This window comes from Desulfotruncus arcticus DSM 17038 (assembly GCF_900113335.1).
Taxonomy (GTDB): Bacteria; Bacillota; Desulfotomaculia; order Desulfotomaculales; family Desulfallaceae; genus Desulfotruncus; species Desulfotruncus arcticus.
On the sequence record NZ_FOOX01000033.1, the window covers coordinates 1 to 15857 of the forward strand.

A 15857-nucleotide genomic window follows, 5' to 3' on the forward strand; every position below is an offset into this window, starting at 1 on the left:
TAAGTCATTGGGGGAGCTGTTCTTCATAATGTGTGATGAGGTAAAGGAGCTTGACTATCAAACAGCCCTTACCCAATTGTTATCCATAATGAACTCTATCGTGATTGGTAATACGGTGGAATCTCAAGCAATATCTGTTGCCGAAAAAGTCGATATATGGTTACAACAATTGCCAACATATATAAGGAAAAAGATGTTACCTGCTGTTGCTAATGCGTCTTAAATTGTCAACATAAGCAATTAAGACTTGCTGGTTTCAGGTTGTGCCTAGCTTAAAGGGGTTTTTGGTTCTGTGAAAGTTGAGTAATTAATGATACAACGAACCATAAAATATATGAAATAAGTTCAACGGGGTATTCAACTATTCCTCCTTGGTTTGTATCCCGGAACAAAAATCATGTTGTACATTTCAAAGAAAATGCGAACTAAAGTGATTGATTTAGCTCGCATTTTTTGGGATATGGATTTATCTAATATTATTTTTTACTCAAAAACAGAAATAGCCAAGGAAGCCTTCTTGGTTTCCTTATTCTTGGTGGTATCAATCTGCCCGTTACCATCAACGGGTTGAAGTGTCACTGTGAAAACTACTTTCTGGGTAAAGCCAGCGGTTTCCGGTTTCAATAACATAAATACACGGTTTCCGTCAACGGTAGCCCCGCCTAAATTAAACACAGTGTCCCCGTCTTTATATTCGTAGGTAGCCTGGGCAACAACAAACGGGGTGCCATCAGTGCTTTCCACTTCTATACCCACTTCTTTTTCCTCGCCGAGTACAAAGGTTCGCATTTCGTTGCCATCCTCCTTGATTTCGTATTTATCGCCCAACTCGGTGGCCTGGTAGCGTTCGTACACTTCAGTGATTTCGTACCTCTCGCCAAGTTCCGTTATTTCATAGTCAGGAGCACGCCTTAATAGTTTTCTAATGATAACCCGTAAAGTGTCAAGAAATACGATGCCGCCTTCAATATATTGCATTGTACAGCTGGTATCGGCTTTAACGGTAATAAGTGCCGCCACTTTTCTGGTTCCATCATTTAAAATTAGAGTACTTGCCAGTGTCTTTCTGTAGCTATCGGCCTGAGCCTTCACCGTTGCGGTGGCTTTCAGTAGGGTATCGCCCACGGCCACGACATTGACGCCCAGCCGCCTTTTCATGTCTGTGGCCAACGTCGCCAGTTTTCGGGTCTTTCTAAAAGTGTCACTTTGGGCCAGGGCTGCTTTAACGGCTTTCCTGTAGGTGCCCGCTGCCAATGATGCCTTTACGCCTACTTTTCTGTGGGCATCAGAAATAGCCTGCGTTAAACGCAGGGTGATTTTCTTGGTATCGGCCTTGGCATTTACCTGCACTTTTATTTTCCGCACGGTATCAACGGTAGCCCGTGCCACGTCGTTTAAGGTCGTTTTCTTTAACGTATCGGCAAGGGTTGTAAATTTAACTTGCACCATTCGGAAAGTGTCATTTTGGAATATTGCCTGGGCCAGCGTCCTTCTAAAAGTGTCAATTTCGCATGCAGCGGCGGCCTTATTTTTCCTGAACGTATCAGAAAGAGCTTGTACTGAATTTCGGGCCTTCCGGTAAGTATCGGAATTCGCTAAAGCATTGGTCAGTGTCTTTCTTCTGGTATCCGCTTGGGCCGTTTCGTTCTTGCGAATTCGCCGCCTGGTGTCCACGTTAAAGCGGTCCATTGTAACCAGCACTACTTCACGCAAAGTGTCAGCCATAGCGGAAACAAGGGTAGCCAGCTTTCTTGACGTGTTAGCTTGGGTTGCGATATTGGCCCTGATTTTACGGCAAACGTCGCCGGTCATTAGGGCGAGATCTTGTACCCGCCTTTTTACATCCACGGCCTGGGCCATGTTGTTTAGCTTTCTTCTTGTGGTATCCGAAAGGGTTGTAATTGAATTTGTAGCCTTACGGTAGGTATCGCCAGTTACTTGAGCCGAATTTAAAAGCCGCCTTTTCGTAGTGGCGGCCAGATCTATAATGTATTTTAATTTTCGTTTGCTATCTACCGCAAAAGCTGTAAAAACCTGGGCCTTGCGTGTTGTGTCAACCATGGCTGGAACGGTTTTTAACACTTTCCGTTCATTATCACTTGAAGTTATAGTGGCGGCCAGGATTTTTCTAAAAGTGTTACTCTGGGCCATGTCGTTGGCCTGAGTGATTCGCCTGGTGTCCGACATGGAAATAATTCTGGCTTTTGTTCTACGGTAGGTATCGCCTATAGCTTGGGCCAGTTTTCGAATTTCCCGCTTTGTATCGGTCTGGGTCTGGGTGTTGTTTTGGATCTCGCGGCAGGTTGCGGTAGGGGATATTTCGTTGGTCTTTATTTTCCGGTAAGTGTCAAAATCTACGACTTGGGTATATATTTTCTTTACTTGCCGTAAGGTGTCCGTCATGACGGAAGCATTGCCGGTGGTTATTCTGTAAGTATCAAAAATGGCATTAACAGAAATTGTATTAATGTAATTGAAAACGTCACCACCCCATATGTCGTCGGTGGCGGTAAACGTACTTACCTCGTTACCGGTGGCGTCCAATACTTCAACGGTTGACTGTGGAAATGTTACGTTTGTGGTATCCAGAATAGCCGTTCCGTTTGTTTCCGTGGCAATTAGCCCGTTAACACGTATTTTGTGGCCAGCAGGAAGGCCAGTACAGGTAATACCGTGTTTATATATTAAAATATCATCTATGTTTACGGAGGCGTCATAGGTATTAAAATACCAATAGCCAGCACCAAGTTTACCGCTGTTTACGATTTCGGCGGCCCATCCCGTTGGTTCAGGGTTCCCGTCTAGCCAAAACTTAAGCTTAATATTACTGCCTTTGTAATAAACCTTAATCTGATAAGTATAACCTGCAGTTACCGGGTAAATATTGAATAAATCAATGACACTTGCACCGTTAAAGAAATAACCATAAGTCTTATTTAGGTAAAAATTAAAATAATACCCCTGGTTGCCGCCTACCCTACCGTCAATTTCAAAACGGCTGTCAGCAGTATTTAAACCATTAAATGTAACTTTAACTTGCTGAACATAATCAGCTTCAGAAAAATCCTGGCTGTATAGCCATGCTGTGTAATGGCGAGAGCCGTCAAATAGCTTTCCTAATTTAACTAATTGATTTTGGCTGTCATATACTGGTGCTGGTCTTGAAGTTGTACCGCCAGATATGGAGTAATTACTTAAGTGGTTGGCTTCCCACCGTTCAACTAATACACTGCCTTTTGTTATGCGGTTTAATTCTCCCATTTAATCACCGCCCTCTACTATGATGCCGAAAAATGATTAATGTCAAAGGTTGGTTCAAGTAATTGTCCGATTATGATAATTACTTCCCTTACTGTACGAGCGGGATCATAATCAGACGGGGAAATGTCTATATTTTGACTGTGCAAGTTTGTTACAAGCCGGTTCCAATCTTGACGAGTAAAAGTTGTATTCAGATCTTTTGGCAATGCCTTTATATCCTTGTCTACTTCCATTTCCGGTGTAGGGTTTGGCACATAAACCAAGCAGCCCTTGTCAGTTTGCCCCACCATTACCCAGTTAACGGAATAATTAGCCACGGGTGTACGATATGGATCTTCTTCTGTGCCCTTGCCTATCATTTTGCTTACATAATAAGGCAATCTTAATAACCCCCTCTATAAAAAAAAATTAGGCAGGGCCGTTAAGCCCCGCCTACTAAACTGCTTCTACAACGCCCTCCACTTTTAAGTCCACTGAAGTGTCATTTTGCGGTGGTTCGTCGTTTGTGGCCCGTGCTTTTACCCAGAATGGGGTTCCAGCGTTTGTAACAACGCCTGGAAGTGTCAAAGCGGCCCCGTAGTTACCAAAGGTGCCAGCGGCCCCAGCGTTGTCCGGTGCCAAAGCCCATTTTTGTTCTTTGCCGCTTGCGGAATTGTCCACAATGGTGATGGTTACGCCAGCAGCAGTTGTTTGAAAGCCAGCTTCGGCTTTGACAAATAATCTCATGGGAGTGCCTTCTTCGTTATTAGAAGCGTTTAGGGTGAAAGTTATTGCTTGATCGCCAGTACCCTCCGAAACTTGAGTGGTGCCATCAGACAAATAAACGTGAATATAAGCCATAAAAAAATCCCCTTTCGTAAATGAGCGTTTGAGCGTTGCCGCCCTCATTTACTGGAGGAGGTGAAGGTGTATATGACAAGCCGATAAACAAAAGCATTAAGGCTCCCAGCTCATTTTAAGTTTATTTTCGAATAAAGTGAGCAAAATAGATTAAAAACTCCAAAAAAGACTGGGCTCTTTATTTTAGAAGGCAAATACCTTTTTCAGAGGAAAAAACACCACTTTTCCACTTTACGTTCTATGGTTATGTTATCCTTATAAAATTTTAAGCAAGGTCTTACGTATTAGAAGGAACAGTTATCTATAATAGAGAAGTAAGATTATTATTAGAATTTAAGAGAGGCGTTTCGTTTTGACAAGTATTAAGAAGATATCGATAAATAACACTTTACTATCAAGCTATATAACCAAGCGAATTAAAGAGGCAACAGTAATTTTATGTTTTAGAATATTATTACAAGATATAATTGAAAATGGCCGTGAGTCAAGTATGACTAAATCACAAATAGAAAAACAGTTTAACAAAAAGCATTACTTATATGGAATTTCACGTTTTAGGACTGATTATGTATTAAGGCAAGCCGGTTTTGATCATAACGCTATTGACCAGAAAAATGATAACTTTTTCATTAAACCGAGCTTTTTGCAAGGATTATCTAAAAAAGACCTTACCCAAATAGCTTTATACATTGATGCCTACTGGAATCAGATATCAATTGAACAAAAACAATTACTTGATGAAATAGAAAGTCATTTACTAGATAACGGTAACACAGAAGGCAACATTGAATTTATCAAAGAAATGTTACTAACAAGGGAAACCAGGAAAAAGGGGCAATGTTTTGAGGTAACTAGTTTTTCCATACTAAAAATTTATCTTCGTAATCTTGGATTTGAATTAAATAGATTTTCAACAACATATTCAAATGACGGTGGAATTGATTTCGCCGCCCAACTAGCTGTATATCAAGTAACAACTAAACTTGACGATAAAAAATTTGAAGAGGACTTAAATAAAGTCCCCCTCAAAGAAAGGGTAATGGTTTTCAAAGAAACTACCGGCACCTTTGATCATAATAAACTAAAGCATGAACTAGTTCTTGATTACATTTCCATAGAAGAATTATTAAACTTCCTTGAGTATATGGTAAGAAAAAATGCAGAAAGAAATATTCGAGATATTTTAGAAGTAATGTTACATGAATTTCAAAGAGAATATTATCAAAGCGAATTATTTTGATTTATATATAACCATACAATGCTTTATATAACGCTCTAGCCATATACCACCCTAAAATTGGAGGTACTGCATTACCAACAACCACATAACTCTGAGTTTTATTCCCACTAAAAACAAAATTATCAGGGAAAGACTGAAGTCTGGCACACTCTCTTACAGTAAGTCTTCGCCACGCTGATCTATCATTAGGATCATCAGGATTATGTGTTCTATAATGCCCCTGAATATTCATATGGTGTTCTGAACGTATCACTTGAGAAGGACTATCTGGTGAAATGCGGTAATTACCCTGATTCCCATTTCGTTTTGGTTCAGGAAACTTTGCAAGCGACATCTGATTATGGTTAGGTATAGATAAATCATTTTCTTTACCCCACAAATCATCGATAGCTTGTCTTGCAGCCATAATGCCATGGTGAGATCTTGGCAACCTAAAAAGAAAAGGTATATCATCCCTTATCCCAACGATAAAAGCTCGTTCTCTATTTTGTGGGACTCCGTAGCTTGCTGCTGAAACCAAGTATACCCTAACCCGATAGCCTAGATTTTCAAAGTCATCAACTATGCAATCAATAACTTTTCTACCATTAGTTTGATCAATTAATTTGTCATTGGTTATATGCTTTACATTTTCAGCAAGAAAAGCCAGTGGTTTTTGAATACCAATTAATTCAACCATCTGTTTATACAATCTACCTCTGTCTGCTTGAAGTCCTTGTTTTTTGCCCGATATTGAAAAATCTTGGCACGGAAAACCACCAATTATAATATCGCCTTGTGGGATAGTGTTTTTTACAATTCCATTAATGTTACCATAAACTATATGTTCTCCGATATTGTTTTTGTATGTTTGATAAGCCTCTAAATGGAAATCGTTTGCCCAAATTATTTCATAAGGATTTTTTTCAAAACACTTTTTGTTCCTGCCCGTGAAAACAGAAAAATCACCTAGAAAACCTAAATCCAATCCGCCGCAACCACTAAATAAAGATACGACTTTTAATTTTTTATGGCTACCGGATAGTTCCAAAACATCAACTTGGCCATCATCATCAACTAATGGTTCGGTTTCATCATAAATGTCTTGGTTGGCATAAGCAAGAGTTGTTTGCTTATGTCGCATTATCATACACACCCCTTTGTATTAATTTATAATAACATATTATAGAACATTTGTTCTTATTGGTCCATATATATTCTCAATTTTAACCATAAAAGTTATACATAATTTGAAACTCATATATAGATAAATTTCTTTAATATCCTAAAATCTCCTTTAAAAATGGCTTATTTAAATTTCATTCGATTTAGGAGTAAGTAAATGGCAGATAAATATCCTAAAGAAACGAGAAGAAAAATGATGCAGTCAGTTAAATCCAAGGGAACCAAAATTGAAGATAAAATTAGTCATGATTTATGGAAACAAGGTATTCGGTTCAGGAGAAATGTAAAAAATTTGTTTGGCAAGCCTGATATTGCGATTAAAAAATATAAAATCGCAATCTTTATAGATTCCTGCTTTTGGCACGGTTGTAAAGAACACTGTAGAGTTCCCAAAAGCAATATTGAGTTTTGGGAAAGCAAGTTTAAAAGAAATGCATTGAGAGATAAAAATGTTACAGAATATTACCAATTAAATAATTGGAACCTGTTAAGAATATGGGAACATGAGCTTAAAGAAGATTATTGGGGGACATTAAATACTATTATTAAATTTATTAAAGACTGCCAAGAAAGGTAATCTTTTTGTTAATTGCCTTTTTAAAAACTTGTTAGCACAGTTACATATTGTCATCTTTTAATTCTCTTTAAAACCTGCGTTACGCTATTTAAACCACATCTACGACAGAAACCTGTTTAGTTTTTAAATAGTACCAATTTTTGTGCGGGTCATTAAGATCCGGCACCGCTATTATATAATGAGTGACCTTGGCCCCGGCAAAAGCAAATTTGCCTTTACCGTCTATTCCGTATCCCCCTAGCCCCAGGTTTTCCTTATCTAGAATAAACCCTTTAACCCAACCCCACGGATACGGGAAACCGTATTTTTTATAATTACTACCCAGGCGTACCTTATCGCCTATGCCGTAACCACGCTTTGCCATAGTTTAGCTCCCTTCTAAATGTTCACTTAGAAGGTATTGCTATATGTCTTAATAGTCAAGAATTATAGAAATAAAAAGGCCGCCCACTGCAAAGGGCAGCCTTCTTTGATTATTTAGATTTCATATGTGTCAAAGGGCTTACCTTTCGGTGGGCATTTATAACGTCAGTATTATCAAGGTTAGTGTAGTGCCGCACCATCGCCAAACTTGTATGCCCCAATATTTTCTGCAAACTAAAAACATCGCCGCCATTTACGATATAATTCTTGGCAAAAGTATGCCGGAAGGTATGGCAAGAAATTTTTTCTCCGGTCAGCCCTACTTTGCGGCCCGTTTCCGTTATGGTATGACCGATTGTAACGGGGCTTAAACGGCCTCCTTCTATGTTTGGGAACAGATAACCCTCTTTGGCATCATGGCCGCTTTTTTCCCGGTGTCTGAGGTATTTAATAAGCCTTTTACGCAATTCCAGGGAAAAAGGAACAATTCTTTGTTTTGAACCTTTCCCCATAACGATAAGATAACATTCTTTCAGCTCAACATCGCGAACTTTTAAGCCAGTCAATTCGCTAATCCTCAGTCCGCAATCCAGCAGGGTGCTTATGATGGTATAATTCCTATGTCCGGTGAAAGTATCAAGTTCAAAGCCATCCAGCCATTCTTTAACCACATCAAGGTCAAAAGTCTGTATTATTTTCTGTGGCTGCTTTATCTTCTTGAACTGCTTGGCAAGGTCTTTAGCAATATATTCTTCCGAGTAAGCCCAGGCTAAAAATGATTTAACTGACCGTATCCTTTTATTGATAGTAAAGGGTGAAAGCTGGGCTTCTAATTCACGGTTAGTCCCTAAATACTTGGGCCGCTTTTGCATTTCAACAACCCACTTTTTCAAATGGGGCAAGCCAACCTTTTCCCAATCCTTAACCTTGATGCCTTCCAAAAATTCAATTAAATATCCAATATCGGTCTTGTAAGTTTTTACAGTTAAAGGGGACAGGTTCTTAAACTCGCACTCGGTGACAAACATATCTAATAAATTCTGCATATAGGAAACCCCCTTAAAAATATTTTTTCGAGGGCTTTTTACCTGTGGCAGAGGATTTTTCTATGGCAGGGGACTTTACTGATGGCGGCAGGGGATTTACTTTTGCTTAAAAAAATCCTCTGCCTACAATCCTCTGCCGCTAAAAACGAAAACCGTCTAGCTGTTAATAGCTAGACGGCCTCAAACCCGCATGATTGTTGGGTTTATCGTCATTGGAGGCGACACCCGGATTTGAACCGGGGGATGAAGGATTTGCAGTCCTCTGCCTTACCACTTGGCTATGTCGCCATAATGTATCTGTTTGTCGTGCGCACTTAATATAATAGCAAATTGACACATCCCAGTCAAGAGTAATTACTGGCATTGTTGTAGTATTTAACTACGGCTACGGCCTTTTCTTATTCATTGTCTTCCCAACCAAGCCAATAATGATTCTGCAAGACAAATACACACTAAATAGCACAATAAAACCCCATAATCCCGACACTATGTCGGAAAACTCCATAGATCCTCTACCCGTTATCTTTTGCTCAATTTCCAGGCCAAAGACAAGCACTATTAAAACTGTAAAAGTATATATAAAGGAAATTATCGTAATGCTCCATTTGGATATAAACTTAAAAAGCATGTCGGAAACAAGAAAAACCAACAGACCAATCAACCCAATTAACCAAAAATGCAGCTTTTTATCAGTTAAATCAAGATTAAAGACACTTGTTATTTGAATAACCAGATCGTGCAGGTTATTTACGAAATTGGCTAAAAACATTATTGCTGTTTCCAAACCTTAAACACCCCATTATTTTAGCTAAATCATAGCTTATTTAACGCAACAGGAATAGGCTTTAACCCCATTGTATTACATTTAAGTATAAAAAGGTCAGGTGATTATTATCTCACCTGACCTTTTTGCTGGAGCGGAAGACGGGATTCGAACCCGCGGCCCTCGCCTTGGCAAGGCGATGCTCTACCACTGAGCTACTTCCGCATATTTAACTTGCTTGGTGCCACGGGACGGAATCGAACCGCCGACACGAGGATTTTCAGTCCTCTGCTCTACCGACTGAGCTACCGTGGCATTTTGGCGGAGCTGACGGGAATCGAACCCGCGATCTTCGGCGTGACAGGCCGACATGTTAGACCGCTACACCACAGCTCCGCATTATGCTTTTCGGCCTAGCGAGCCGGGATTTTTGGCACCCCGCTCTCGCTGACAATGATAAGTATACAAAAAATCTGCTTTGATGTCAAATGAAATTTTTGGCCTTTAAACAACTTTTAATTAACATATCCCAGCCTAAGCTAACGGTTGAAAAGCAGGGGGGGGCGCGCGGTAATAACACGTGCCCCCCTGATAGTCGTTACATGCAGCTATGTAACCGCTGTAACACTCAGTATTATCATTTTATTACATCCAAAGCCCCACATAAACCTTAAACAGTTTACTCTTTTACCAGCTCACGGAAAATAGGCGGCAGAGTAAACACCGAGCGGTGCATCTGCGGCGAGTACCATTTTGTATTTAAGTCGGGCAGCTTGTCCGTTTCCACTTCAAGTGGATCATATTTTTTGGAGCCAACGGTGAAGGTCCAGGCTCCTCCGGGATATGTCGGAACAATACCCAGGAACATTCTAACAACCGGGAAAATGTTCTTCATCGTGGCATTTACCCGGGAAATTAAATCACGATTAAAGAACGGTGATTCGGTTTGGGCTACCAGTAAGCCATCTTCCTTAAGGGCTCCGGCGACATTACGGTAAAATTCATCACCGTAAAGACCCACCGCAGGCCCTATGGGATCGGGCGAATCAACCATGATTACATCGTAAGTATTCTTATTTTCCTGAACATGCTTGATACCGTCATCCACGATTATTTCTACCCGGGGGTCACTAAACCCGCTGCTTAATTCGGGGAAAAATTCTTTGGCTACATCAATTACCATTTGGTCAATTTCTACATGAACAATCTTTTCAATCTCTTTATGCTTGACAATTTCTCTCACAGACCCACCGTCGCCGCCACCGATTAAAAGCACTTTTTTAGGATTGGGATGAGTATTCAAGCCAACATGCGTAAGCGACTCGTGATAAATAAACTCGTCCCAAATATTGGTCTGGATAATGTTATCCAGTGCCAACAGGCGGCCATATTCATCAGTATCATAAACAGCCACTTCCTGGAATTGCGATCTGCCGCTGAACAACACTTTCTTAACCCTACAGCTGATCCGTACATCCCTGGTTTGGTCTTCAGTGAACCATAATTCCACTGCAACCCCTCCTTATACTTGTACCTAATAAAAAATGGGCACTGCGGTCAATGCGAAAGCATCTTTCCTCCTTATGTTCCACCGCGCGGCCACTATTATGGTTCATGCACTCATTCTCGAAGCAACAAAGGCTTCATATACATTCTTTGCATCCTTCCGAGTTTAGCTTGCCAAAGAACATGTAATATTATATCAACCTGATGAAAAATTAACAATATTGTTGATCCAAGGCAAATTATTTTTTATCGTCCGTATAGACTGAGCAATATGGTGAAAAATTAAGAAAGAATTACACGAAGGGAGGTTTTCAATTATGAAAACAGTTATAAGCACTTTCTCCAACCGCGATCAGGCCGAAAAAGCAATTGAAGATTTACGTCAGAAAGGATTTGACAAAGATATTTCCATACTGGCGCAGGATGAAGAAAAGCGTGAAAAGAACCAGTTCACCACCATGGGTGATGATAACATCAGCGACGGAACAGCCACCGGCGGCATCCTGGGTGGTCTTGCCGGCCTTGCCGTAGGAGCAGGCGCATTAGCTATTCCCGGTATCGGGCCACTGATAGCGGCAGGCCCCATCGCCGGCCTTCTTTCCGGCGCGGCAACCGGTGGCATTGCCGGCGGTTTGGTTGACTACGGGATTCCCCAGGATCGCAGCAAATATTACGAGGACAGGGTAAAAGAGGGCAGGATCCTGGCCTCTGTAAAAACCGACGACAATAAAATTAACGATGCCGCTGATACTTTAAGACGACACGGCGCCCAGGACGTGGAAGTACACTAGTCAGATACCGCACCTGCAAAGTATAACCTAAAAGCACCCCGAGCGGGTGCTTTTTTGGTTATCCCACCGGGATCGGCAGGCCTGCAACTCTACCCAGCAACGTTCTCATAGATTTGACGAAAAACCAGCGCATCTTCAGCCTGACGCCCTGCTGACTCGCAAATCACCGTGGGAGACATCCCCCGCTGTTTGATCTGCCTGGCCAGGAAGGTAAAATCAGGCCCATAGCCTTCATCTAAAGTGGTCAGGTGTCTACGCTCACCAGCTTTGGTATATTCTATCGGGCTAAAATGAATATGTAAGTTTTTTACCGATTCCTTTCCAAGCACCTGTTCAATCCTATCCAGCACCTCGGCAAACTTTTCCTCGGTTACCAACGCGCCCGCCCCGGCTGCATGCAGGTGGCCGAAATCAATAGCGGGAACAATTTTATGATCTAAGGTGCAAAGCTCTAAAACTTCTTCCAGATTCCCCAGTTGAGCAGGCTTGCCCATGGTTTCCGGCGCCACCTTAACATCTCCATAGCCCTCGGCTTCCGCTATTTTAAGCAGTTCCACAAGATAATCACCAGCCCTTTTTAAGGTGGCTGCCCGATCTTTTCCGGAACCACCCGTGGGGTGAAAAACAACCACTCCGGCATCCATCCACCGGGCGGCCCTCAGTGAATCCAAAAAATGCTTTTTAGTTTTTACTTTTATCGCCTCATCGGTGGTGGCAAGGCTAATGTAATACGGTCCATGAATACTTAGAGCTATACCATGCCTTGCCGCCGCCTCCCCCAACTTCCTGGCTGTTTCTTCCTTTATATGCACCCCCCTGACGCATTGATATTCATAAGCGTTCAACCCCAATTGCGCCAGCCAGCCGGGCATATCTAAAGAAGACTTGAAGCCTGCCGCGTAAAATGAATCGGAGTTCCCCGCAGGGCCGAACCGTATCTGCAATCTCACAACCTCCCGCTAAATGTTAATATTTTTGGTTTTTTAGCAGTTCTTCAACATAGCCGGTATAAATCCTTCACTTTAGCATGTCTCCCCCTGACATTTTTTTAACCCTGGGCAGGAAAATGCATCTATTTACAGTATTTGTTATTAATGTATAATACAAACACATATATCTTATAGAGTACAAGCAGGAGGTAGTTTTAAATGTCAAGATTAACAGCCACAACTTTAATATTTTTTTTCAGTCTGGCGTTGATTATTACATTTTATCATCAGCGTCCCGGAATGGTTAGTAAACCAAATCAGGCAGCCACAACCATGGCCGGCAGCAGAATCACAGTGGTGCAAAAATACACTGTAAGCTCCCTTAATCCGGCAGATGCGGCCGATACCGGCTCGGCCCGTGTCATAACCAATGTTTTTGAAGGATTAACGAGATTTAAACCTGGAACCGCCCTAGTCGAACCATGTCTGGCCAGTTCCTGGGAAGTATCCGGGGACGGCCTGACCTGGACGTTTAATCTGCGCAAAAATGTTAATTTTCATGATGGCACCCACTTTGATGCCAACGCAGTACAGGCTAACTTTAAGGAAATAATGAAACAATCAACTGATGAAGCAACCACTTATGCTGATCTTATTGCAGCTCCCCTGGACAACGTTGAGGTAGTGGATAACTACAGAGTGAAATTGCATTTAAAGTACCCGTATGCTCCTATGATCAACAATCTGGCCATGCCCATGGGCGCTTCAATGATCAGCCCGGAGAGCATCAAAAAGTTGGAACAGGGCAGCCAAGCCACACCTGCCGGGACAGGCCCTTTTATACCAGCCGGGCAAATTGGCGGCGGCATTTTATTAAAGGCAAACAAAAACTACTGGGACACCGTCCCAAAGGCCGGGGAAATACTTTTCTTAACCGAACAAGATCTAAACAAAAGAACTCAAATGCTGCTTGAAGGCCGGGCTGATATTGCTCTTGACCTTGATTTTAAGAAAACGGCAGACCTAAAGCTGCAAGGGTACCCGGTTTTTCGCGCCACCGGTCTGGATATGTGTTATCTTGGTTTTTACACCGATAAAAAACCTTTCAACCGCACCCAACTGCGCAATGCCGTGGCTCTAACTATCAATAGAAAGACTATATTTAATGAGCTGTGGTTTAATGAAGTCCGCCCGGCGCTTGCCCCCCTGCCGCCAACGGTACCGGGCTTCAATGCGCCCGGCGATGCAATGGACTATGACCCGCAAAAGGCCGTCAATCTGCTCAAAGGAGCAGGTTATGAAAACGGCATGTCCTTTACCCTGGTTGCATTTACCGACCAGCGCCCCTACTGCCCGGAAGGCGGCAAGGTACTGGCTGAAAAAATAGCCCAATCACTGGCGGAAGCTAAAATTGAGGTAAAGATAATTGCCTATCCCTGGGAAGATTTTAAAAGGGCTCTGGTAAGGAGAGAAGGTGACGCCTTCCTTTTCGGATGGACCAGCGACAACGGCGACCCGGATAATTTTCTCTATACCCTTTTAGCCGGAAGCCAGATTGAAGGCGGCATGAATATTACTAATTATCGAAACCCCCAACTGGATACATTACTGGACAGCGCCAGAAACACTACAGATCAAGAAATAAGGCGAGAGCTGTACGGGCGCGCCATGGAAACAATAGCCAGGGACAGCCCGCTGATTGCGCTTGATCACAGCCAATATCACGCATCAGCATCGCCCAAAATAAGTGGATTCGTTCTTAGTCCAACGGGGTGGGATTCTTTTTATGGCATAGCTATTAACAATGCAAAACAAGCAAAGACAGTTAAATAACAGCCGGCTTCAGACCAGTCCCAGGATTGCAGATGATTTTTTCCATTAAATACCGTAAATATTCAAACTGTTTTAGTTACATAATATGCCTGTGCATCTAAAACAAATTAATCCAAGGAGGTAAGTAAATGGATCAAATTTATCAACTGCAACAGCAAGTCCAGAGACTACGCCAGGAAGTAAACAATATTTCTCAAATGACTTCTCAGCTGCAGCAATTTGAGCAAAGCAACGCCAACCAACTGCGTACCCTGCAGCAGCATGAAGTTAATGCAACCCAGCAACTGCAGCGCATTCAGCAGATTTGCAACCAAATCAGCAGCGACCTAAACGCTGTAAGCAGTGCGGCACAGCAGGTTACCCAAAGCATTGGCCAAAACATGTTCCAGCAGGGCACCGGTTACGGCACCTACGGTCAACAATACGGTACTTTCAGCACTCATTTAACACCGACCACGACAACTGGTATGTGGGGCTCGGCACAGTACCAGCCAAATCAATCATGGAGCACTCCGACGCAAAATTTGGGAACAACTCAATACACCAGCGGCTACTACTCTCCCACCCAAATGGGCTCCTCTTTTAGCCAACAGCCCTTTAGCAGCCAGTTTACACCTGGCCAGAGTTATACCCAGGGCTACAGCAATCAATTTGGCAACCAGAATACCAACAGCTATGCCCAAAATCAGCAAATCAGCCAAATGGCTCAGCAAGCACTGGCCAACCGGATGAATCAGAACATGAGTAATTTAAACAACCAGAATTTGAACAACCAGAATTGGAACAACCAATTTGCCTCTTATAGCAGCGCCATGTTTTAAAAATGTTTGATAAGGGGACATCCTTGAAGAGGGTGTCCCCTTTCCTTGTGTTCAACATTTTTCTATTTGAATGGACATTAAAACCCTCTTAACATATTTTACCATACATAATATAATATGGTAAACATTTAGCAATAGGGGGTGAGGTGGGTTGGCCAAAATGCTCAAAGATGGGGCATCTTACAGCCAGCGCGAAGTAGTTGACTTGCTTGTAGAGTTTTCATCGTTTAAAGATCGTGTGCAAAAGAAATTTAAAGTACTTGCCAATGAGCTGGACGGGAAAAATAACGAACATGATTTATGGGTGAATTTATACCTTATCTCAAGTGACTACGCTGAAGAAGCCAACATTAAACGCCAAAAGCAAGTACAAACTGATAGCATGCAAAAGCTTTCATTATCTAATTAAGGAGCCAATTGCATAATTCTAACCCCATAAAACACAAGGGCTCATTAAACATAGGAAGACAAATTTACCCTAGCCAAAAAAGTTAAAATATCTCAATAAAGCTGCCAAAAATAAAAGGTTTCACCCGATTGCTATAGAAGTGTTTTTCATTCCCACAACAAAAAACACAAGCGAGGTGAAACCCTACATGTATATTCTTGGTGGAATGCTTTTTTCCTTTGAAGTTTTAGTTAAAAATTTCGATGAGGAAGATAAACTATATCAAATTTTAAAGCAAATTGATTGTAAAGAAATTGAAAAATTAAATGGCTGTT

16 protein-coding genes and 4 tRNA genes are annotated in these 15857 nt (G+C 41.8%); 7 read left to right on the top strand and 13 right to left on the bottom strand.

Features of this window, described 5'->3' with window-relative positions; all coding sequences use genetic code 11:
* The coding region (locus BM056_RS24760) for a hypothetical protein (RefSeq protein ID WP_207648131.1) at positions 1–223 on the top strand (223 nt) is incomplete at its 5' end.
* A 260-nt stretch (positions 224–483) separates the two neighbouring features.
* On the opposite strand, the gene BM056_RS24765 is transcribed toward BM056_RS24760, so the two are convergent.
* The 3 genes from BM056_RS24765 to BM056_RS24775 are packed head-to-tail and all read right to left on the bottom strand — an operon-like array spanning position 484 to position 4101.
* Entirely contained in the window at positions 484–3261 is a 2778-nt protein-coding gene (locus BM056_RS24765; protein ID WP_092476023.1) for a hypothetical protein, read from the bottom strand.
* Between the two features lie 17 nt (positions 3262–3278).
* Positions 3279–3641 (bottom strand): hypothetical protein, encoded by a 363-nt coding sequence (locus tag BM056_RS24770; protein WP_092476026.1) that lies wholly within the window; start codon positions 3639–3641, stop codon positions 3279–3281.
* A gap of 55 nt (positions 3642–3696) precedes the next feature.
* Positions 3697–4101 (bottom strand): hypothetical protein, encoded by a 405-nt coding sequence (locus BM056_RS24775; protein WP_092476029.1) that lies wholly within the window; start codon positions 4099–4101, stop codon positions 3697–3699.
* Between the two features lie 352 nt (positions 4102–4453).
* Between BM056_RS24775 and BM056_RS24780 the strand changes: the two genes are divergently transcribed.
* On the top strand, positions 4454–5341 hold the full coding sequence (locus BM056_RS24780) for a hypothetical protein (RefSeq protein ID WP_092476031.1): 888 nt from the start codon (positions 4454–4456) through the stop codon (positions 5339–5341).
* A gap of 1 nt (position 5342) precedes the next feature.
* Here BM056_RS24780 and BM056_RS24785 read toward each other — a convergent pair whose 3' ends face one another.
* On the bottom strand, positions 5343–6464 hold the full coding sequence (locus tag BM056_RS24785; protein WP_165613712.1) for a DNA cytosine methyltransferase: 1122 nt from the start codon (positions 6462–6464) through the stop codon (positions 5343–5345).
* A 198-nt stretch (positions 6465–6662) separates the two neighbouring features.
* Between BM056_RS24785 and BM056_RS24790 the strand changes: the two genes are divergently transcribed.
* Positions 6663–7082 carry a very short patch repair endonuclease gene (locus BM056_RS24790; RefSeq protein ID WP_092476036.1) on the top strand — a complete coding sequence of 140 codons (420 nt, stop codon included), beginning with the start codon at positions 6663–6665 and terminating at the stop codon, positions 7080–7082.
* A gap of 88 nt (positions 7083–7170) precedes the next feature.
* Here BM056_RS24790 and BM056_RS24795 read toward each other — a convergent pair whose 3' ends face one another.
* The 8 genes from BM056_RS24795 to speE form a co-directional block, all read right to left on the bottom strand.
* On the bottom strand, positions 7171–7446 hold the full coding sequence (locus BM056_RS24795) for a hypothetical protein (protein WP_092476039.1): 276 nt from the start codon (positions 7444–7446) through the stop codon (positions 7171–7173).
* 109 nt (positions 7447–7555) lie between these two features.
* Positions 7556–8491 carry a tyrosine-type recombinase/integrase gene (locus BM056_RS24800; protein ID WP_092476042.1) on the bottom strand — a complete coding sequence of 312 codons (936 nt, stop codon included), beginning with the start codon at positions 8489–8491 and terminating at the stop codon, positions 7556–7558.
* 213 nt (positions 8492–8704) lie between these two features.
* Positions 8705–8779: transfer RNA gene (locus tag BM056_RS24805), tRNA-Cys, on the bottom strand.
* Positions 8780–8876: 97 nt separating this feature from the next.
* The gene (locus BM056_RS24810; protein WP_165613713.1) at positions 8877–9275 is read right to left on the bottom strand and encodes a hypothetical protein; all 399 of its coding nucleotides are present in this window, start codon (positions 9273–9275) and stop codon (positions 8877–8879) included.
* Positions 9276–9404: 129 nt separating this feature from the next.
* A tRNA-Gly gene (locus tag BM056_RS24815) sits at positions 9405–9479 on the bottom strand.
* 14 nt (positions 9480–9493) lie between these two features.
* Positions 9494–9569 (bottom strand) — tRNA-Phe (locus tag BM056_RS24820).
* A 4-nt stretch (positions 9570–9573) separates the two neighbouring features.
* Positions 9574–9650, bottom strand: a tRNA-Asp gene (locus BM056_RS24825).
* 283 nt (positions 9651–9933) lie between these two features.
* Positions 9934–10764, bottom strand: a complete 831-nt coding sequence (speE, locus tag BM056_RS24830; RefSeq protein ID WP_092476044.1) for a polyamine aminopropyltransferase — start codon at positions 10762–10764, stop codon at positions 9934–9936.
* Between the two features lie 313 nt (positions 10765–11077).
* Between speE and BM056_RS24835 the strand changes: the two genes are divergently transcribed.
* The gene (locus BM056_RS24835) at positions 11078–11551 is read left to right on the top strand and encodes a general stress protein (protein WP_092476047.1); all 474 of its coding nucleotides are present in this window, start codon (positions 11078–11080) and stop codon (positions 11549–11551) included.
* Between the two features lie 89 nt (positions 11552–11640).
* Here the strand turns inward: BM056_RS24835 and BM056_RS24840 are convergent, their stop codons facing one another.
* Positions 11641–12495 carry a TIM barrel protein gene (locus BM056_RS24840; protein WP_092476050.1) on the bottom strand — a complete coding sequence of 285 codons (855 nt, stop codon included), beginning with the start codon at positions 12493–12495 and terminating at the stop codon, positions 11641–11643.
* Between the two features lie 204 nt (positions 12496–12699).
* Here BM056_RS24840 and BM056_RS24845 point away from each other — a divergent pair, with 204 nt between their 5' ends.
* From BM056_RS24845 to BM056_RS24855, 3 genes are all read left to right on the top strand, one after another.
* The gene (locus tag BM056_RS24845; RefSeq protein ID WP_092476053.1) at positions 12700–14313 is read left to right on the top strand and encodes an ABC transporter substrate-binding protein; all 1614 of its coding nucleotides are present in this window, start codon (positions 12700–12702) and stop codon (positions 14311–14313) included.
* Between the two features lie 128 nt (positions 14314–14441).
* On the top strand, positions 14442–15134 hold the full coding sequence (locus tag BM056_RS26585) for a hypothetical protein (protein WP_092476056.1): 693 nt from the start codon (positions 14442–14444) through the stop codon (positions 15132–15134).
* Positions 15135–15285: 151 nt separating this feature from the next.
* Positions 15286–15543 (top strand): hypothetical protein, encoded by a 258-nt coding sequence (locus tag BM056_RS24855; protein WP_092476059.1) that lies wholly within the window; start codon positions 15286–15288, stop codon positions 15541–15543.
* Positions 15544–15857 lie beyond the last annotated feature (314 nt).

What these genes read in the sequence shown, in the direction of transcription:
- BM056_RS24765 (WP_092476023.1), bottom strand. Translation starts at nt 3,261, where the DNA reads ATGGGAGAATTAAACCGCATAACAAAAGGCAGTGTATTAGTTGAACGG.
- BM056_RS24775 (WP_092476029.1), bottom strand. Translation starts at nt 4,101, where the DNA reads ATGGCTTATATTCACGTTTATTTGTCTGATGGCACCACTCAAGTTTCG.
- BM056_RS24785 (WP_165613712.1), bottom strand. Translation starts at nt 6,464, where the DNA reads ATGCGACATAAGCAAACAACTCTTGCTTATGCCAACCAAGACATTTAT.
- BM056_RS24790 (WP_092476036.1), top strand. Translation starts at nt 6,663, where the DNA reads ATGGCAGATAAATATCCTAAAGAAACGAGAAGAAAAATGATGCAGTCA.
- BM056_RS24795 (WP_092476039.1), bottom strand. Translation starts at nt 7,446, where the DNA reads ATGGCAAAGCGTGGTTACGGCATAGGCGATAAGGTACGCCTGGGTAGT.
- BM056_RS24800 (WP_092476042.1), bottom strand. Translation starts at nt 8,491, where the DNA reads ATGCAGAATTTATTAGATATGTTTGTCACCGAGTGCGAGTTTAAGAAC.
- BM056_RS24835 (WP_092476047.1), top strand. Translation starts at nt 11,078, where the DNA reads ATGAAAACAGTTATAAGCACTTTCTCCAACCGCGATCAGGCCGAAAAA.
- BM056_RS24845 (WP_092476053.1), top strand. Translation starts at nt 12,700, where the DNA reads ATGTCAAGATTAACAGCCACAACTTTAATATTTTTTTTCAGTCTGGCG.
- BM056_RS26585 (WP_092476056.1), top strand. Translation starts at nt 14,442, where the DNA reads ATGGATCAAATTTATCAACTGCAACAGCAAGTCCAGAGACTACGCCAG.